Origin of the sequence: Ruminococcus albus 7 = DSM 20455 (assembly GCF_000179635.2) — a bacterium.
In the GTDB taxonomy this organism is placed as follows: Bacteria; Bacillota; Clostridia; order Oscillospirales; family Ruminococcaceae; genus Hominimerdicola; species Hominimerdicola alba.
In genome coordinates this window covers 2,627,966-2,646,320 of the sequence record NC_014833.1, presented here as the reverse complement: position 1 = coordinate 2,646,320, position 18,355 = coordinate 2,627,966, and the positions used below count along the sequence as shown (strand labels likewise).

17 protein-coding genes are annotated in these 18,355 nt (G+C 44.9%); 5 read left to right on the top strand and 12 right to left on the bottom strand.

What is annotated here, in order from left to right; translation table 11 throughout:
• Positions 1 to 20 precede the first annotated feature (20 nt).
• The 7 genes from RUMAL_RS11945 to RUMAL_RS11915 form a co-directional block, all read right to left on the bottom strand.
• Complete coding sequence (locus RUMAL_RS11945; protein WP_013498974.1) at positions 21 to 485, bottom strand: hypothetical protein; 465 nt, start codon at positions 483 to 485, stop codon at positions 21 to 23.
• Between the two features lie 36 nt (positions 486 to 521).
• Entirely contained in the window at positions 522 to 2,129 is a 1,608-nt protein-coding gene (locus tag RUMAL_RS11940; protein ID WP_013498973.1) for a hypothetical protein, read from the bottom strand.
• A gap of 193 nt (positions 2,130 to 2,322) precedes the next feature.
• Complete coding sequence (locus RUMAL_RS11935; protein WP_419247549.1) at positions 2,323 to 3,936, bottom strand: dockerin type I domain-containing protein; 1,614 nt, start codon at positions 3,934 to 3,936, stop codon at positions 2,323 to 2,325.
• Positions 3,937 to 4,708: 772 nt separating this feature from the next.
• Positions 4,709 to 6,169 (bottom strand): flotillin family protein, encoded by a 1,461-nt coding sequence (locus RUMAL_RS11930; RefSeq protein WP_013498971.1) that lies wholly within the window; start codon positions 6,167 to 6,169, stop codon positions 4,709 to 4,711.
• 186 nt (positions 6,170 to 6,355) lie between these two features.
• Positions 6,356 to 7,300 (bottom strand): hypothetical protein, encoded by a 945-nt coding sequence (locus RUMAL_RS11925; RefSeq protein WP_013498970.1) that lies wholly within the window; start codon positions 7,298 to 7,300, stop codon positions 6,356 to 6,358.
• A 279-nt stretch (positions 7,301 to 7,579) separates the two neighbouring features.
• Positions 7,580 to 7,906 (bottom strand): DUF3784 domain-containing protein, encoded by a 327-nt coding sequence (locus RUMAL_RS11920; protein ID WP_013498969.1) that lies wholly within the window; start codon positions 7,904 to 7,906, stop codon positions 7,580 to 7,582.
• Between the two features lie 21 nt (positions 7,907 to 7,927).
• Complete coding sequence (locus RUMAL_RS11915; protein ID WP_013498968.1) at positions 7,928 to 8,641, bottom strand: hypothetical protein; 714 nt, start codon at positions 8,639 to 8,641, stop codon at positions 7,928 to 7,930.
• A gap of 295 nt (positions 8,642 to 8,936) precedes the next feature.
• On the opposite strand from RUMAL_RS11915, the gene RUMAL_RS11910 reads away from it, so the two are divergent.
• From RUMAL_RS11910 to RUMAL_RS11895, 4 genes are all read left to right on the top strand, one after another.
• Positions 8,937 to 9,464: a helix-turn-helix domain-containing protein gene (locus RUMAL_RS11910; RefSeq protein ID WP_013498967.1), complete on the top strand. Its 528-nt coding sequence runs from the start codon at positions 8,937 to 8,939 to the stop codon at positions 9,462 to 9,464.
• Between the two features lie 21 nt (positions 9,465 to 9,485).
• On the top strand, positions 9,486 to 9,740 hold the full coding sequence (locus RUMAL_RS11905) for a hypothetical protein (RefSeq protein WP_013498966.1): 255 nt from the start codon (positions 9,486 to 9,488) through the stop codon (positions 9,738 to 9,740).
• Positions 9,741 to 9,838: 98 nt separating this feature from the next.
• Complete coding sequence (locus tag RUMAL_RS11900; protein WP_013498965.1) at positions 9,839 to 10,216, top strand: metal-dependent transcriptional regulator; 378 nt, start codon at positions 9,839 to 9,841, stop codon at positions 10,214 to 10,216.
• A gap of 169 nt (positions 10,217 to 10,385) precedes the next feature.
• The gene (locus RUMAL_RS11895; protein WP_013498964.1) at positions 10,386 to 10,700 is read left to right on the top strand and encodes a DUF3784 domain-containing protein; all 315 of its coding nucleotides are present in this window, start codon (positions 10,386 to 10,388) and stop codon (positions 10,698 to 10,700) included.
• Between the two features lie 107 nt (positions 10,701 to 10,807).
• On the opposite strand, the gene RUMAL_RS11890 is transcribed toward RUMAL_RS11895, so the two are convergent.
• From RUMAL_RS11890 to RUMAL_RS11870, 5 genes are all read right to left on the bottom strand, one after another.
• Positions 10,808 to 11,362 carry an HD domain-containing protein gene (locus RUMAL_RS11890; protein ID WP_013498963.1) on the bottom strand — a complete coding sequence of 185 codons (555 nt, stop codon included), beginning with the start codon at positions 11,360 to 11,362 and terminating at the stop codon, positions 10,808 to 10,810.
• A 14-nt stretch (positions 11,363 to 11,376) separates the two neighbouring features.
• Positions 11,377 to 12,963: an NAD(P)/FAD-dependent oxidoreductase gene (locus tag RUMAL_RS11885; protein ID WP_013498962.1), complete on the bottom strand. Its 1,587-nt coding sequence runs from the start codon at positions 12,961 to 12,963 to the stop codon at positions 11,377 to 11,379.
• Between the two features lie 67 nt (positions 12,964 to 13,030).
• Positions 13,031 to 14,368 carry a CdaR family protein gene (locus tag RUMAL_RS11880; RefSeq protein WP_013498961.1) on the bottom strand — a complete coding sequence of 446 codons (1,338 nt, stop codon included), beginning with the start codon at positions 14,366 to 14,368 and terminating at the stop codon, positions 13,031 to 13,033.
• Positions 14,356 to 15,237 (bottom strand): diadenylate cyclase CdaA, encoded by an 882-nt coding sequence (gene cdaA / locus RUMAL_RS11875; protein WP_013498960.1) that lies wholly within the window; start codon positions 15,235 to 15,237, stop codon positions 14,356 to 14,358. The genes RUMAL_RS11880 and cdaA overlap by 13 nt, the downstream gene beginning before the upstream one ends.
• A gap of 371 nt (positions 15,238 to 15,608) precedes the next feature.
• Complete coding sequence (locus tag RUMAL_RS11870) at positions 15,609 to 16,676, bottom strand: branched-chain amino acid aminotransferase (RefSeq protein ID WP_013498959.1); 1,068 nt, start codon at positions 16,674 to 16,676, stop codon at positions 15,609 to 15,611.
• Between the two features lie 314 nt (positions 16,677 to 16,990).
• On the opposite strand from RUMAL_RS11870, the gene RUMAL_RS11865 reads away from it, so the two are divergent.
• The gene (locus tag RUMAL_RS11865) at positions 16,991 to 18,292 is read left to right on the top strand and encodes a transglutaminase domain-containing protein (protein WP_013498958.1); all 1,302 of its coding nucleotides are present in this window, start codon (positions 16,991 to 16,993) and stop codon (positions 18,290 to 18,292) included.
• Positions 18,293 to 18,355 lie beyond the last annotated feature (63 nt).

The window sequence follows — 18,355 nt, the reverse complement described above, 5'->3', positions numbered from 1 at the left end:
CACATTTATATAGTACCATTTTAAATATGAAGTCTGAATTCTCCCTCAAACTCCGCAGTCTTCACAGTGGTGGAATATCCGTCCGTAACAGCAGTTCCGCTTATCTTAACGTGCATCAGATCGGTTTCAATGTCAACGATATTCAGCTTGTAGTTTATGAGAGGTTCGTGCTCAAAGATATACATTGTGTCTTCACGTTCGTAAGCTTCATCGGCGCTTTTAACTTCAAACTCCATGCCGATCATGTCTCGGATATCAGCTTTCCCTGTGGGAAATTCGTTGATAACAAGCTTTGGTGATACTTCTTCATTACCGAACTGCCCTTTTTCAAAACATACATCCATTGATATCGTTTTGGTTATGACATCTCTTTCTTCGTCGATGTCATCGTCGTTATCGAATATATAGAGCCTTGTTGATCCGCAGTCCTTTACCTGAAATACATATCCGTCTATGCTGAGTTTTCCGCATTGTCCGTTAGACATACTCAGACCTCATCTCTGTTTTGTACTAATGAATTATCACACATTCAGCTTATCCGAAGTAACAAGTTGACCTCCGCATGATGTGCAGAACTTGCCGTGGTCAAATATCTTGCCGCACTGTACGCAGTGCAGTTTTCCGTCATTGACGGGAGCTGCAGCCGAAGTCTGCGGAACGAGAGTAGCGCCGCAGGTGGTACAGAATTTGCCGCGTTCAAATGTCTTGCCGCAGGAAGGGCATACAAGACTGCTGTTTTCTGCAATAGGAGCGCTCACCGTCTGACTTTCCATAGGAACCAGCTCACCGCCGCAGGCAGTGCAGAACTTGCCTTTGTCGAGTATCTTGCCGCACACTTTGCATACCAGTTTGCCCGATGTTTCAGTGCTTGCAGGGAGAGGTGCAGATATTGGCGCTGTTGATGTATTCGGCAGGGGAGCGGATACAGGTGTAGGTATCACCGATGATACAGGTGTAACAGGGGTGGGTATAGCCGAAACCGTGTCAGCTGCCGCACTTGCAGATACAAGCTGACCTCCGCATGATGTGCAGAATTTGCCCTTGTCATGAAGCTTACCGCATACCGAACATTTCAGCCATTCCGCAACAGGAGCACTTTCAGGTGCCGCAGGGGTATCATCGGCAGGAATGAGCTGTCCTCCGCAGGCGGTGCAGAATTTGCCTTTCTCATGCGCTTTTCCGCACTCCTTGCAAACAAGCTTGCCAGCAACCTGAGTTACGGGTGCAGAAGTTTCTGCCGTTGACGCAGATACCGGTGTTGGTATAACAGACGGTGCAGGCTCAGGTGTCGAATCGGTCTGATTTGCAGCATTTGCGTTTATCAGCTTACCTCCGCAAGCGGTACAGAACTTGCCCTTTTCATGGGGCTTTCCGCATACTTCGCATATAAGTGAAGGCGCAGCAGTTTCTTCCTTTGTTGATGTATCAGCTGCTTCATCGGCAGCTACAAGCTCACCTCCGCAAGCGGTACAGAACTTTCCGCCGCTATGAACTTTGCCGCATTTAGCGCATTTCAGCGTAACAGCAGCTGATGCCGCAGGTGAAGGAACAGCGCTTTTGTCAGATCCGCTGTCAACAGGTACAAGAGCACCTCCGCATACTGTGCAGAATTTTCCCTTGCTGTGAAGCTTTCCGCATACGCTGCATTTAAAGCCGTTATCCTCAGATGATACATCAGGTACAGGTGCTTCGATAGGTTCTGTTTCCTGAACGGCTTCTTCAACAGTGGTTTCGGTGATTTCCTGAACGACCTCTTCAACAGTGGTTTCGTTCACTTCCTGAACGGTTTCTTCGACAGGAGTTTCGGTGATTTCCTGAACGACATCTTCTACAGGAGCTTCGATGACTTCCTGTACAGGCTCAGAAACAGGAACTTCGCTTACTTCCTGCGCAGGTATCTCCTGAACAAGTGCCGAAGCGTTCTCCTGATCTCCCATATCAAGCTTTGTTCCACAGAACACACAGAACTTGCCCCCTGCGAATTCCTTTCCGCACTGTGGGCATTTACCCTTTGGGGCATCATTATTTTCAGCGGTCTTCAGCGTAAAAAACTCGGTCAGCTCACCGCCGCAGTATACACAGAATTTTCCGCGTTTACCTGTCTTGCCGCAATTATTGCATATCAGCATATATCCTCCTGTCCCGACAATCCATATGGGGTTGTCGTAAATGAACTATTACCGCAGTAACATATCGGTTATTATAATTATAATATTAATTTGAATAAATGTCAAGTTAAATATGTCAATTCTTCCAAAAAAAGACTGTCCCGATAACTTGGTATCGGGACAGTCTTTATAAAACTATACTTCGCAGATATAACTATACGATATTCTTTAAGTACTTTATAACGAGAATAGCATCGGTTACTTCAAATCTGCCGTTCTTGTCAATATCGGCTTTTTTAAGGCTTGAAGAATTCATAGCTTTTCTTGATAAGATATGTGCTGTCATGACGCTGGCATCTGTGATATTCACATTACCGTCACTGTTGATATCATATTTTTCATCTACTTTGGAGACGCTGTTACTATTGTTAGAAGTATTGGTATTGTTAGTATTATTGTTATTGTCTTTCTTAACGGTCTTGCCGCTGTTCTTTACAGGTATCTCGTCCTCACCGAGAACAGTGCCGGGTTTCAGACAGCGAGTTTCTGGCATATTATCGTATACGGGTATCTTGAATTCCATAGCAGAAGCAAGCACATCATCGCTGTAAGCGTTCAGCAGGCTGACAGCTTCGTTAGCCTGTCCGAATACACAGGTCATGTACTGGTGAGCGTAGTAGCCGTTACCGCCGTCGACCATATCGAATTTCTGAAGATACAGGGTATCCTGCTCTCTGTTGATATAGCCGTTGCCCAGGAATATGGAGCCGCCGACAATTGATCTGTACTGGTTTGTCCATGGTAAAAGATAATCAGGATCATAGTTTGTCGCATATCTTGCAGCCATTTCGCCTGCTGTCAGTGAAGCCGTAGCGTATGCGCCTACATCAAAGAAATTGAAATAATTCTCATATCCCCATATAGTACCGAGAGACTGCGGAGCACCGTATACACCCTGCTCGTTGCGGCATCTCGATGCCAGATGATAGGGTGATACTCCTGATATTTCTGCTGCTTCCATAAAGGTATCAGCATAGGTGAACCACTCCCATGTATCAGGACAGGTATAGCCGCCGTCCATGAATGTGCCGCTGAGGATAGCCTCAACACCGTCACGGGTGTGTACAGCAGGATCATAGGACAGGTTCTCAAACATGAATACGTAGTTCTCGCTCAGGAAATTTCTGGGATCGAGATAATACTTTATTATTTCATCAGATGCTGCTACCCAGCCTGTATCAAGCTGATACCATGTGCCTGTATTAGCATCGTAAGCGCCCCTTGCCTTAGATTTCCATGACTCGGGAGCACCGTTGTGAACAAGGTTCCTGCCGACAACGGTTTCTGCATTAACCGCATTGTTCCAGTCTATATCCAGATGCTGAGCTTTGAATATCCAGCTGGGGTGCTGCTCATGGAGCTTTCTGAGGTATATCCTGTAGCTCTCGGGGAAGCCCTGAGATTCCATATAGCTCTCAAAATCACCGCTATAGTCTGCAGGCTGATAGCCCTTGCCGTTTTCACTTATGGAAGCTGCGGGAACATAGCCTATAAGAAGTTCATATTGTATCTTATACCACAGTTCTCCGTTGCTGTCATATTTTTCACCGAGGATGCTTACCGCATCTCCGCCGTCGAGCCAGCCTGCCTTGCTTGCGTAAGCATCAGCGTCTGTCTTGACGTCGATGTAAGTATATGTACAAATTCCGTTTCTGTTTTTAGCTGCGGAAGCTGTTATGGCATTACCGCCTGTTACAGCTGTTGTACCGAGCATCATTGCAGCTGCCATAAGAGCTGCCGCTGTTTTTTTAATATTCAACGAACTCACCTCCGGGTGAACAAAAGGAACATAATTTTATGACTGTTCTTTACTCGTACTGTTTGTTTTGTTGTATTCCTATTATATATGAAAATACTAGCATTGTCAACCATTGATATTATTAACGAAACGCCTTTTAAGTTAAATTTAATTATCTTATTCACTGGTTACAAAATAATTACAACAAATCTAGTGGTTAAAATTATACAACATACAACATATAGTATAGAAACAAATGTGCTGGTGTGATTGTGGGTAATTTTCACGAAATTTTAAGGTTAGTTTTGACATTCTGAACATCTTAGCGTCAGAAATTTATATCCCGTTACCGTAATGTTAAAATTGTTACAACGATTGTAACCGGATTTGCCTGTTTTTCCGAGAAAACCGAATGTTAAATGAATTTATCATAATCGCAATATTATGTTTGGTTAAAAGATAGTACGAAGATATGAAACTCACGTCTTGGCCAACGATTTTTTAGAAAACGTTTTAGAAGCATTTATTTGTCGAATTTACACGGCTTAGAAATAATTAAATGATAAAACATGAAAGATTTTTAGCCCTCTCTCCGCGCCTTTTCTTGCCTCGCGTACAACTTAACGTACAAAAGCCTTCATAAATGCATTTCGGATCGTTCTCTCATGCTCATATAGCATGGTTTTCAATTAGTTTATTATAAAAAAGCTGCTGTCCGGCACAGCATCTGCAGCACCGGACAGCAGTATATCAATTGAGGTGATATGTGCATTTTGAGAGGTTATTTGTGCATTATGACTATTTACTGCTCGATTATCTCAACATCGTTGCTGCCAAGCTTTTCAGCTTCCTCTGCTGCAACTCTCTGGATAGCCTCCTCGCGGGACTTCTCCAGAGCATCCTTCATGTCCTTGCCAAGGAACTCGGGCAGTGACATACCTGCCTGCTCGAACAGATCGTTCAGAGGAGGTACGCTCTTCATCAGACCGCTGAGGAAGTTAGCGGTAGAGCCGCCGCCCTGTCCGCCGTTAGCGCCGCTGTCCCAAACAGTGATCTTGTCGATCTTGATGTTCTTGATAGCCTCTACCTGAATAGCTATCAGCTGCTCCATCTTGTCAGCGATGATAAGTCTTACAGCCGCATCAGCATCACCGCCTGCAGCAGCAACTATCTGCTTCAGACCTTCTGCCTGCTTGGTGAGTATCTCCTGATTACCCTTAGCCTCAGCTTCCATCTTAGCGAAGATAGCGTCAGCTTCACCCTTTGCCTTACGTCTTGTAACTTCAGCCTGTGCCTCAGCCTGGATCTCAGCCTGCTGCTTGCTGATCTCAGCCTTAACGATAACGTCAGCCTTCTGTGTAGCCTTTTCCAGCTCTGCTCTTGTAAGCTCTGCTTCCTGCTGAGCGATGTAAGCTTCCTGCTTAGCCTTTGCAGCCTGAACTGCTTCGGCAGCGGTAGCCTTACGCAGAGATTCTGCTTCTCTTTCTCTTCTCTCAGCCTCGGACTGTGCAACAGCTACCTTAGCATCGTTCTCACCCTTGATAGCGTCAGCGTTTGCAGCTGCAACTTCGATCCTCTGCTCTTTCTGTGCGTGCGACTGACCGATCTCACCGTCTCTGTGCTTCTCTGCAACGCTCTTCTTAGCGTCGTTGATAGCCTTTGCAGCAGCCTCTTTACCGAGAGCTTCCAGATATCCGGACTCGTCTGTGATATCGGTAACGTTAACGTTTATCAGTTTCAGACCGATCTTTTTCAGCTCGATCTCAACGTTGTTGGATACTGCCAGCAGGAACTTGTCTCTGTCGGAGTTGATCTCTTCGATATCCATTGTAGCGATGATAAGTCTCAGCTGACCGAAGATGATATCCTTAGCCAGTTCCTGTATCTCCATCAGCTTCAGACCGAGAAGTCTTTCAGCGGCGTTCTGCATGATGCCGGGTTCGGTAGAGATACCAACTGTGAATCTTGAAGGAACATCGATACGGATATTCTGCTTTGAAAGCGCATTTTTCAGGTCAACGTTTATGGATATAGGTGTCAGGTCCATGTACTCATAGGACTGTATTACAGGCATGATGAATGCCGCACCGCCGTGGATACATCTTGCACTCCTTGCCTGTCCGTTCTTGTCTGTACCTACCTTACCGTAGATGACCAGCACCTTGTCCGAAGGGCATTTTCTGTATCTTGAAAGTATAGCCATAAGTGCTGCGAAAAGTACCGCAACTATAACGCAAATAATAATGATCGACTCGGTTCCCATAGTTATTCTCCTTTATCTGTCAAAGAATTTGTTTTGTGTGAGATGTTGTCTTTTTTCTTTGTTCTGATCTTCTTTATCTTTCTTTCGGGAATTGGCGTTAACATCGGTATGTTCCCGTGAACTGCTTGCCGTCCGATTCGTATCGGTATACGGACTTCTGAAGTATGTTTTTCATGTTCTTCTCCTTTATCTGTCGGATATGTCATATCCGGCTTTTTCAACTATCATATCTTTGAACTTTTGATAAGTTATATTATCATCCGGATCTAAGTCTACTTTCTTACCGTTTATTACATAGAGGGCGTTACTGTCGATAGCTTTAGATCCTTCGCCATCTTCTTTTATTGTCCTGACTAAGTACTTGTAATTTCCTCCGAAGTCTGAAGCATCTGCGAATTCCTTACATAGAGCTTCCGCCTTTTCGGTATATTCATCCATCAAACCAAATTTGCTTTCATCGGTTATTATGACAGATAGATCCAGAGAAAAAGTCTTGATGTCTGCGGCTGATCTCCAATCTAAGTCTGATAGTACAGGACAAGTTTTGGGTGATATGAACTCTTGCATTTTATCATCGTTATTGTGATTGTAGTAATTGTCTATATAATCGAAAGAATTATCTATCGGTAATAAAATGACCCTATATCCGTCACTATCTGCAAAGATACTTGTGTCGTACTTGCGTTCTACATCGTCAAAATATTTTGGCAGAAGGTCATCAAACCCATCATCTAATGTGATCAAATGTATTTCATTATTCAGTGTAATAGCTACATCTTTGTCTGCATTTATGTTTTTGTTTTTTATATACTCCAACAGAGTCTCATGATCAGGTTCATAAATGTACGGATATCTGCTGTCAAGATCAAAATGTCTTTCTTTGTCGTTTTTATCCTTGTATTCAACATCATAGACTTTGTATCGTACAGGCAGCTTTATCGGAGTTTTCTTATTGGTATAAAACCCGCTTTCGGTAACGGTTATCTTGTAGTCACCTTTAAATGTCTTGTCGAACAGCTTTTTGTATCTTCTCTCGTAATTGATTCCACTGCACCATGAAAACCATATCCCACCTGCAACACCCACAACTGCTGCTGCGGATATCAGTGCGGCTTTTGCTTTTGTTTTCATTCAAATTACCTCTTCTCTCTTTTGTGCCTTAACCAAAAGCCGTTTTGTTGTCTGCCTTCTTCTGTCCTACACATAAGATATTGTCTCTCTTTTTTGTCTCTTTCTTTTGTTTTTATACGTCCTGTTGTCTGCCTTCTTTTGTCCTACACATAAGTTATTGTCTCTTTTTTATGTCTCTTTCTTTTGTTTTTATACGTCCTGTTGTCTTCTTTCTTCTGTTCTACACATGGATATTTTTGTCTCTTCTTTTGTCTTATAGTTTTTTATTTATTTCCCGTGTCATTTTGACTTCTTTTCTATCTTTACCTCGGAGATAACTGCGTATATCACAGCACCCGCAATCAGAGGTAGCTCGATAAGTTCGAGCTTTGTATCCTCAAATAAAACCGCAAGTCCCAGCACGATGAATACCGCGCTCATCAGTAAAAATACAACAGCGGACTGTCTGTAATACGGCTTTTTGTTCATTGACTCCCGTTCTGTTTTCGGTGCGAATATGTACGCATTGTTTAGTAAGTATCCGCGCCCGAGAAAATGCCTTATGCTGCATTTCGCTAACAGTGCGCTTATCACGAATAGTATTATAGAAATAATTGTCCTCGTCATATCCCGCACCTCCCGGATCTGTCATGCATCTTTTTCTACTATCACATCGTCACCGCGGACATCTACCACAACTACCTTGGTACCGGTTTTCAGCATTTCCTCGCCCTCATTGAAAGCGCCAAGCTCCATCATCTGACCCTGCAGCGTCATGGTTATCTTTCCCATTCCCTGATTTTTTGCGGGGCAGGGGATATATACCGTTGCGCTCTCGCCAATTGCGTTTCTCAGGTCAACTGTTCCGTTCTCTGCAAGTCTCATGGAAAACTGTACCATCTTTGCTACCAGTGCCATCGTGCCGATGCCAAGTATTGAACCAACTGCAAGTGCCGCTATCTTAGGTACGCTTGACCCAACCAGAACTATCGACGACCAGCTGAACACTGTAAGGAATGCAACTATCGTCTGTAAAGTGAAGAAGTGCATCGAGGTGTCCGTAACGTTATCGTTGATAGAATGATCGTGGAAGTCGCCGTTGTGGTGTGCGTCGATATCGTGGTGGATATCAAATCCGTGATGACCGCCTATGTCATGTCCGATATCGAAATCGTGTCCGCCCACATCCGTGTGCATATCCAGTCCCGAGGTATCGCTGATATCATGTGCACCGTGGTGCATACCGAACATTGCCATAAGGGTCTGAAATATAAGCAGCATAGTTGAAGGAAAGGCGATGCAGTAAAGCACCTTCAGCAGTCCGCTGAGTCCGTCCCACCAAATATCAAATCTTTCCATCATATTTACCGCCTCCTTTACTTGGTAAACTGAACTTGTAAATTTAATTTACCTTATTATACATCAAACGATTTACTTTGTCAAGAGGTTTTTCAAAAAAATTTTTACAGAATCGCAGTATTATAATATATAATACCTTTATAATATGGCAAGAAGTTTTCTTTTTACCTTTTTGGTAAATCACACATCCATACATAGTAAATGCAAATGTTAAATTTCTGTAAAACGCTTGCAATTGTGCGGAAAGTGTGTTATATTATATGTAAATGAAATTGACACGTAAAAAGGAGGCTAACAAATGGATGCAAAAAATATCGGACGTATTATAAAGGAAGCACGCCTCGCTAAAAAGATGACACAGAATGAGGTGGTGGGCGATTTCATAACCAGAAATATGCTCAGCCAGATAGAGAGTGGCAGTGCCATGCCCTCGGTTAAGACCCTTGAATATCTCTGCAAAGTGCTTGATATACAGCTTGAAGCCTATGATACTTCACCTGCCGCAGATACAGGTATGGTAAGTTATATCGAACTTCGCAACCTCTATGCCGCAGGCGTTTATGAGGAGATAGTCAAGGCGGAGCCGCCACATGGATATATCGACGAATTTACCGCGCTGAAAGCACGTGCTTGTCTGCACCTTGCGGAACAGCTTACAGAAAATGAGGATATAGCAGCATTCCAGCGTGCAGTAGAACTTGCAAAGCAGGCACAGACACTTTCCACTCAGGGCATTTTTGCAGATATAAACGCTCACGATAAGGCTGAACAGCTCATAAAAAAAGCCGCTGCAAAGCTGAGCGCTTATTACAGCAGCCTGATATAAATATCAAAGGAGGACAGCATTATGGATATCATCATAGATATAGCTGAAGAGGTATTAAGCGGTTTTCTGAACAGCAGATATGTACCCCGTTCTGTAAGAGTTATCCTACGCGCAGGATTTTTCATCCTCTGCATGGCGGTAAGTGTCTTAGTGACAGCCGCAGGCATATATGTCCTCAGAAATTCCATAACCTTAGGTTCGGTATGTGCAGTTATGGGCGTGACAATGCTGATACGTTCAGCAAAAATGTTCACAGGTTCATTCCGCAGGATATGACGCTATTAACTTCTGCTGATTATTTCTTTTGTACCACTTGCAATATTTATATAAATGTGTTATAATATGGTATAATTAATTACAACGGAGGTGCAGCTTTGAAAATACAGGAATCTGCCGAGAATTATCTTGAAAGCATACTCATGATCAGTGAGCGCAAAGGCGATGTCAGAAGCATCGACATAGTTAACGAACTTGAATTTTCCAAGCCCAGCGTCAGCATAGCCATGAAGAATCTTCGTGAGAACGGATATATCCTCGTTGATAAGGATGGTTACATCACACTTACAGATAAAGGTATGGAGATAGCTGCAAAAATGTATGAGCGTCATAAGCTGTTTTCCAAGCTGTTCGTATCATTGGGCGTAAGCGAAGCTACTGCTTCCAAGGATGCCTGCCGTGTTGAACATATCCTCAGCGATGAGACATATGCGGCTATCAAGAAGGTTTTGAAAGAAAAAGGTCTTATTGAATAATTTCAGAAAAAAATCAACGGCGGAGCTATAGCCGGTACTCATACAGAAGCATTAAGCCATAGTATTTCTGATGCAAGGTCAAAAGTACTATGGCGTTTCCATTGACAGACCTTCAATGCTGTGCTATAATTACTGGCATAAATCGGAATTTGTAAGGGAGATCCTCGATATGATAGGAAAAATAATAGGAGTCTTAATAACTGGAGGAGTAGGTACCATTATTGCTGTTATGGGTTGGTTGATCTGGAAAAAAGAAAAACTTTCCCTAATGCATGATTATCATGTCAATAAAGTCTCTGCGGAAAACAAGACGGCGTTTTGCAGGCTGTCAGGAACTGGTCTTATTGTAATAGGAATTGGGTTGCTGATATCTGCGGTAATACTTTTCGTGACAGATTCTGCTTACAGTTTTCTATGTTTTGCTGTTTGCTTTGTAGTGGGATTAGCCATGTTAATTACTGCTGGCGCAAAGTACAATCGTTAAATTCTGATTTAGCTTAGTAACAATAAGTACAATGCCCCTGAGCACTTTGAAAGGCTCAGGGGCAAAAATTCTATATGAGTACCGTCTTACACGCTCCGCCGTTTTTATTATCCGAGTTTATCCAGTGTTTCGTTAAGTATCACTTTTCGGAGTTCTGTCAGCCATTCCGAGAAAGCCACTGTATCTGTACCGTAAGTCAGATTTAACTCACGTTCATTTTCAGACCATGTATCCAGCGGTGATTCATTGTGCTGTATCAGGGCTTCAAGCTTGTCAAGTGCCTTGAACAGTTTTGCTTCTATCGTTTTCTGTTCTTCCATCTCCCGATACAGTGCCTTGAAATAAGAAGAAATTTCCGCGGGCAGAGAACCTACCCATTCATTCAGAAGTCTGTCTTCGGTCTCACGGTCTTTGTCAGTCTTGCTGAATGTGGGTATGTCACCTGTGAAACATTCCCCAAGGTCGTGTATCACACACATGGCAGTCAGCTTGTTTATGTCGGCTTCGGGAAATTCTCCGCGAAGGAGTATCGCCATCAGCGCCAGCCGCCAGCTGTGTTCTGCCACACTTTCGGTACGTCTTTTGGATGTCGTACAGTGCCTTGTGGTGTCTTTCAACTTTTCTGCGGTGTGCAGTATTTCCAGATATTCTTTCGGTGTCATGTTTCCTCCGTATATCATGGCGCTATCTCAGCCATTATCTTCAGTGCCGTGTTCAGTCCGTCCACTGCCGCGCTCATTATTCCTCCCGCGTAGCCCGCACCCTCGCCGCAGGGGTAAAGATTATCGCAGGAAAGGGAAGTCATTCTGTCTTTGTCCCTTGTTATCCTCACGGGTGAACTCGTCCTCGTTTCGGGTGCACAGAGAAGTGCTTTTCCGTCCCCGAAGCATTTCATCTTCCGTGAAAATACTTTCAGACCGGTGCGCATCATTTCAGTCACCTGTTTAGGGAATATCTTCTCGTAATCTACCGCCGTCACCCCAAGGGAATAGCTTGGCTCTATGTCTGTATCTAGGTCAGCTTTGCCGGCAAGAAATCCCTTTACGCTTGAAGCGCAAGCCTTGTAGCTGCCCGCAGCCTTGTAGGCTTTCTGCTCTATCTCCCGCGCAAAGTACATACCGTCAAGGGGCTTGCTGCCGAAATCTTCGGGACTTACCGATACCACCAGCGCCGAATTTGCATATACACCGTCACGTGCGAATACACTCATACCGTTCGTTACAGTGCCGCCTGTCTCCGAAGCCGCAGGTACTACCGTACCGCCCGGACACATACAGAAGGTGTAAGCCGCACGTCCGCTGCCCTCACGGTATGAAAGCTGATATTCTCCCTTTGGCAGCATGGGACTTCCTGCGTACTCCCCGTAAAGACTTCTGTCGACCTCCGTCTGCCTGTGTTCTATCCTCGCCCCTACGGAGAATGGTTTTGCTTCAAGGAATATGCCCTTTCTGTGGAGCATCTCGAAAGTATCCCTCGCTGAATGTCCTATCGCCAGCACCACCGCAGATACTTCCTCTTTGCCCCCCGTGAAGCTTACAGCGCGGGCGTGTCTGCCGTCAAGTTCGATATCCTCAAGCTGAGTGCAGAACCTTATCTCGCCGCCAAGTTCGATTATCCTCTCTCTTATGCCTTTTACCACGCCCCTTAGTTTGTCTGTGCCTATATGGGGCTTTGCCTTTGTGAGTATCTCCTCGGGTGCACCGAAGGCGGTCATTCTTTCCAGCACATATCTGCAAAGGGGATCCTTTATCCTCGTTGTAAGCTTTCCGTCCGAGAATGTTCCTGCACCGCCCTCACCGAACTGTATGTTAGATTTCTCGTTGAGTATGCCCGTTCCCATGAATCGTTCCACCGAAGCCACACGCTCATCCATGCTTTCGCCGCGTTCAAGCACCAGCGGACGATATCCCTGCTCTGCCAGTGCCAGCGCACAGAACATTCCGGCAGGACCGAAACCTGCGATAACAACACGGCCGTCCGCATGGTCATTTGATATCACAGGTCTGAATTCAGCAGGTGCGGCGTAGGTGAATAAAGCATCCCTGTCTGATATACGTATCTCCTCGTCAGTGCTGTTCAGTGTGAATATTACCGAGTGTACATAGTGTATGTTCTCGCGTTTGCGCGCATCCAGTGAGGTCTTGTATATATGTGCACCGCGGATGCTTGCAGGTGATATCCCCAGTTTTTTTCTTGCTGTTTCAATTATGCTCTTTTCATCCGTCCCCGGCGCCGAGCTTATCTGGTTTACAATTACAGGCATTTTATTTTCCTCCAAAAAAGCGGCTCGACGGCTTACGCGCCGAACCGCCTGTTTCTTTTATGATCACTTATGATATATCGCTTTCACTGCTCTCGTTGATCCTTGGCTTGGATACAGTTATCTGTACCTCGTTGCTTCCGAAGCACCATACGTTTTTCCTGTCCTTGGCGTATATCATTAATTCCTTGGTGTACGAGCCTGATTCCTTGATATCACTGAGGGATACACTGGCATATATTTCCTCGTCAGTCAGTGTTGATATGACATCTTCCGGACCATATAACACCACATTAGGTATCTTCTCGTTGTCTATCTCGCTCTCAAAATCCGAAGGTGTACCAATAAGCTCTATGTTATCCGCATAAAGGGTGAATGAAGCCGATGTGTAGCCCTTCTTGTCAAAGCTTACTGCTATGGAATCATTTCCGCTCATATTGACTTCGCCTGTGTTCAGGGGGATCTTGAAATTAAACACCCTTTTCAGATCTATGCTTGAAAGCGGTATTGTACCAAGACTTATGTCCTCCTCGTCGGGCTCGTCCAGATGCGGAGTTATTACCGATATCTTATCCTGCGACAGCTTGATGGGTATCGACGATTTATCGAATCCATCGGGCGTGCTTCCGATATCTACCGAAAGGTTCAGCACTTTCTTCTTGTATATTACGAAGTTCACATTGAATTCCGAAGCCTTGCTGAAAGTGAATTTTGAGCTGTCCAGCTTGTTGCCGTCGGCATCGTAGAATATCAGATCCTCAGCCTGCATCGGAGTATCCTCAGAAAGCTTTTTAGATTTGGATATACGTGCAGACACCTTTTCGATCTTATCAAGTTCGTTTTTGGGACCGCCTATGGATATCTCCTTTGGTGATACCGATGTTTCCTTGAGGGTATATCCTTCCTCCGCAGAGATAAGCGGAGCCTCGGGGGTCACATCAATGGTCTTCTGTGTGATCCTGTCAAATTCCACCTCTATGCTCTCGGGCAATACGGATACTATCGTGCATCTGTCCGTAGTGTGACTGCTCTTGACATCTATATCCAGCTTGTACGTGCCTTCCTTTGTAACATTGTCAAGATTCACCGTAGCGATAAGGTCGTTTTCTGTGTACGTACCTATCTCATAGTTCATGCCCTTTATCTCAACATCGACCGTAAGATCCTTGTAGTTCAGAGCCGCCAGCCCCTTATCCTCAGCAATAGTGCCGTTCATGCTGAAATCAACATGAACACCTGTTATGGTCTTGTTTATGGTAGGGAACTGGGTTATTGACATTATGAACCAGGCTATCACCGCGATTATAAAAGCCAGTATCCTCAGCGACAGGTCTGTGCCCTTGTTCTTGATGTTTCTGATCTTTTTTGATATACCGGTGTTCCTGACGTTTTCTTTTACTTCTTCCATCTTGAGAACACCCTTCCTGCAAATGATCTTTCTTTTGCCGATCCGCTATCCTTATCGGTTATAAGCGAGGAGGTCAGCAGCTTTTTCAGGGACTCCTTGGTATATCCTCTTGTAAGCTCACCGTTCTCCGCTACGGATATAGCACCTGTTTCCTCGGATACAACGACTACCAGCGCATCTGAGTTCTCGCTCATACCTATTGCTGCCCTGTGTCTTGATCCGAGCTGCTTGTTTATCAGTTCATCCTTCTGGGGTCTTGGCAGAAAACATCCTGCCGCCAGTATCACACCGTCCCTTACTATCACCGCGCCGTCATGCAGGGGAGTATTCGGGTAGAATATATTACCGAACACCGCCACAGAGGGTGTACAGTTCAGTACTGTACCCGTAGCTATCTGTTCGCCCAGCTTGGTCTTGCGCTCGCATATTATCAGCGCACCTGTTTTGCTGGATGAAAGATTCTGAGCCGCATCGCATATAGCTTCTATCGCACTGCTCCACTTCATCTCATCCGAGGTCGCATCCTGTGGATTCAGAAAACTCAGCTCCGCTATCCTTGTTCTGCCGACTTTTTCCAGCATACGCCGAAGCTCAGGCTGGAAAAGTATGATAAGCGCAAGAAAGCCCCACTGAAAGCACAGCTTCAGCAAAAAGCGCATGGTATTGAGATTGAACAGATAAGCTATGGCATAACAGGCAAGCAGCACCGCGATACCCTTTGTCAGCTGCTGAGCTCTGGTCTCACGTATCAGCTTTATGCCGTTGTATATAAGAAAATAAAGTATGATTATGTCAACAATATCGTTAAGACGTATATTGAGAAACACGCCCCATACAGAATTCAAGGTCTCTTGTATTGTTTGAAGCATATTCCACACCCTTTGCAAATTAATAAAATGAATACTATATTCTATATTATTATAGCATAATCAATAAAAAAGTACAATAGCATTCTCCGAATTTTTTTATACAAATTGTAACTAATCTGGCAATAATTTTGCATAGGTTTCACAAAGCCGTTAACAAGTGTCCAACAATTTACCCTGCTGTATAATGATATGCAGCACATCCGTTAATAATACCCTTGACATATAAGGCACTGTGTAATAAATGATCATCTCTGCAGCCGTTCATAAACTGTTATCGGTCATCCTTTATCGCAACACTTGATACATCGGTTATGCGGATGAAAAAAGACCCCGGAGTTTATGTCACTCAGGGGTCAGAATATTTTAGATTATCAGTCTACCTTAACGGTCCAGCCGAAGGTATCGGGGATCTTGCCCCACTGGATACCTGTCATGGTATCATACAGCATCTGGGAGATCTTGCCTATCTTGTTGTCGTTGATAGTCATTACCTTGTCGCCCCACTTCAGGTGACCAACAGGGGAGATAACAGCAGCAGTACCTGTGCCGAATACCTCGTCCAGCTTGCCCTCATCGTAAGCCTTGGCAACTTCCTCGATGGTGATACGTCTTTCAGAACATGGGATGCCCTTGCTCTTACATACTTCCAGTGCGCTCTTTCTTGTGATGCCGGGCAGTACCGAGCCTGTCAGCTTAGGTGTAACTACCTCGCCGTCGATAACGAAGAATATGTTCATCGAACCAACTTCCTCGATGTACTTCTGCTCAACGCCGTCCAGCCAAAGTACCTGCTCATAATCCTGGTTGTGAGCCTCGTCCTGACCCTTCAGGGATATAGCGTAGTTAGCAGCAGTCTTAGCAAAGCCTGTACCGCCTCTTACGGCTCTTACGTAGTTCTGCTCAACATAGATCTTAACAGGGTTAAGACCTGTGGAGTAGTAAGCACCGGAAGGAGAAAGGATTATCAGGAACAGATAGTGATCTGCAGGTCTTACACCAACGAAAGGATCGGTAGCGAAGATAAAGGGTCTGATGTACAGTGCAGCACCGTCAGTGTGAGGTACCCAGTCCTTCTCGATCTCTACCAGCTTCTTGGTAGCTTCTACCATGAACTCCTCATCTATCTGAGGTATTACCATTCTCTCAGCAGATACGTTCATTCTCTTGTAGTTCTCATCGGGTCTGAACAGCTGAACAGTGCCGTCAGCAGTTCTGTAAGCTTTAAGACCCTCAAATATCTCCTGACCGTAGTGCAGGCACATAGCAGCAGGGGAGAGTGTAACGTTGTCAAAGGGAACGATACGAGCATCGTGCCAGCCCTTGCCTGTGTCATAGTTCATAGCAAACATATGATCGGTGAATACGTGACCGAAACCAAGCTTAGTCTCATCAGTAGGCTTAGCCTTGGGAGTTTTGGTCAGTTCGATTTTGATTTCCATAGTGATCCTTCTTTCTTAAAATTTGATCTGCTATTATTATAATACACTTTCTCCGATTTTTCAAGGGGTAAAATCACATTTCTTGAAATATTTCTGATTTTTTCCTGCAAAATCACGATCTTACTGTTGAAAAAACGGGGCAGCAGCTGTCTGTCTTGAATTTTTTAAGTTCTTTCTCCGCAAATCAGCGCTTGTGAGATCACAGCAGATGACTTGCATTTTTTGTCAGGACTTGACAAATTGACGAAAAAGCTGTATATTAGGTAGTATGATTTTAGCCAGACTATCAATGAGTATTGAATGGAGTGAACTTTATGAGTATAAAAACACGCGCAGCAGCGCTGTTGATCGCAGCGATGACTGTCGGCAGCGGTATATCGGCTCTGCCTGTATCCGCCTCGGTACAGGACGCTGTATATGCATCATCGTCAGTTTATGCCAAAGCGCCCTCCGCCATGATGACTTATTCTTCTACCGATAAGAATATCACTATCGGCTGGAATAAGGTCAGCGGCGCATCAGGGTACTATGTGTACAGGTGGTCATCATCTGCACCTGCATGGGTAAGGGTAGGCACTTTACCCGCAGTGGCTTCTACTTATACTGACAGCAAGGTGACATCGGGCACATCGTACAAGTATTATATCGTTGCATACAAGAGATCAGGCAGCAAGCGCATATTGAGCAGCAGGAGCAGTGAGATATCCGCCTGCACCAAGCCGTCAGCGCCTGTTATATCCAATACTTCAGCCGATATCCGCAGTATCAGCGTACACTGGAATAAGATCAGGTGCGCAGGTTATGAAGTTACCTATAAGAACAGCAGCGGCAGCTGGAGCGCTCCGAAGAAGATCACTTCTTCCGCTACTACCTCCCTTGACATCACCGATCTTAATGCCAATACCAAGTATTCCGTCAGGGTCAGGGCTTTTGTAAAGGCGGATAACGGAAGTACTGTATACAGTGATTATTCTTCTGCCGTCAATATCAATACCAAATCCGCTCCCGCGCCCGAAGCCGATTTCGGTTACAAGAGGAGCAGTCAGTACCTTATCGACAGGCTGGATAAGGCCAAGCGTTCATCCTCGATGAATACCTACTACGAGTGCAACCGTCAGGGCAGCACCGAAACAAAGACCCTCATCACCCTCAGTGATGCAGATGTTGCAACAGTAAAGCGCTTTGTGGATACCCACTATACGTCAGATATGTCAGTGGGAGAATTCCTTGACTACACTGTTCAGTGGCTGAACAAGAAGATATCCTATGCCGACGGCTACCACGGCCCCGCATACAGCACTATATGGAACAGGAGCCATGTTGATAACTGCTTCAACTACAAGGTAGGTCAGTGCATACAGTATAACTCGGCAATATGCGCCGTTTTGAGATATCTCGGCTACGATGCAAGAGTTGTACAGGGCTGGCGCGGTTCATCACTCGGCAACAAGTGGCAGCACTTCTGGTGTGAGGTAACTATAAACGGCACAGATTATGTCATGGATTCCTACAACTACGGCACTGACGGCGACTGGTATTTCGTATGCGCAACCTACGGCGAGACCAGACCCTACTCCTACAATTCACATTATATTATGAATAATAAGCTGATGTGATCCGCCGCAGTGTTCATATAATATCCGTGAATCCGTATCCGTTTTTACGTCAGGTGAAATACA

Bases quoted from the DNA above. Each gene is read 5' to 3' on its own strand.
- RUMAL_RS11945 (WP_013498974.1), bottom strand. From the start codon at position 485: ATGTCTAACGGACAATGCGGAAAACTCAGCATAGACGGATATGTATTT.
- RUMAL_RS11940 (WP_013498973.1), bottom strand. From the start codon at position 2,129: ATGCTGATATGCAATAATTGCGGCAAGACAGGTAAACGCGGAAAATTC.
- RUMAL_RS11930 (WP_013498971.1), bottom strand. From the start codon at position 6,169: ATGGGAACCGAGTCGATCATTATTATTTGCGTTATAGTTGCGGTACTT.
- RUMAL_RS11925 (WP_013498970.1), bottom strand. From the start codon at position 7,300: ATGAAAACAAAAGCAAAAGCCGCACTGATATCCGCAGCAGCAGTTGTG.
- RUMAL_RS11920 (WP_013498969.1), bottom strand. From the start codon at position 7,906: ATGACGAGGACAATTATTTCTATAATACTATTCGTGATAAGCGCACTG.
- RUMAL_RS11915 (WP_013498968.1), bottom strand. From the start codon at position 8,641: ATGATGGAAAGATTTGATATTTGGTGGGACGGACTCAGCGGACTGCTG.
- RUMAL_RS11910 (WP_013498967.1), top strand. From the start codon at position 8,937: ATGGATGCAAAAAATATCGGACGTATTATAAAGGAAGCACGCCTCGCT.
- RUMAL_RS11905 (WP_013498966.1), top strand. From the start codon at position 9,486: ATGGATATCATCATAGATATAGCTGAAGAGGTATTAAGCGGTTTTCTG.
- RUMAL_RS11895 (WP_013498964.1), top strand. From the start codon at position 10,386: ATGATAGGAAAAATAATAGGAGTCTTAATAACTGGAGGAGTAGGTACC.
- RUMAL_RS11890 (WP_013498963.1), bottom strand. From the start codon at position 11,362: ATGACACCGAAAGAATATCTGGAAATACTGCACACCGCAGAAAAGTTG.
- RUMAL_RS11885 (WP_013498962.1), bottom strand. From the start codon at position 12,963: ATGCCTGTAATTGTAAACCAGATAAGCTCGGCGCCGGGGACGGATGAA.
- RUMAL_RS11880 (WP_013498961.1), bottom strand. From the start codon at position 14,368: ATGGAAGAAGTAAAAGAAAACGTCAGGAACACCGGTATATCAAAAAAG.
- cdaA (WP_013498960.1), bottom strand. From the start codon at position 15,237: ATGCTTCAAACAATACAAGAGACCTTGAATTCTGTATGGGGCGTGTTT.
- RUMAL_RS11870 (WP_013498959.1), bottom strand. From the start codon at position 16,676: ATGGAAATCAAAATCGAACTGACCAAAACTCCCAAGGCTAAGCCTACT.
- RUMAL_RS11865 (WP_013498958.1), top strand. From the start codon at position 16,991: ATGAGTATAAAAACACGCGCAGCAGCGCTGTTGATCGCAGCGATGACT.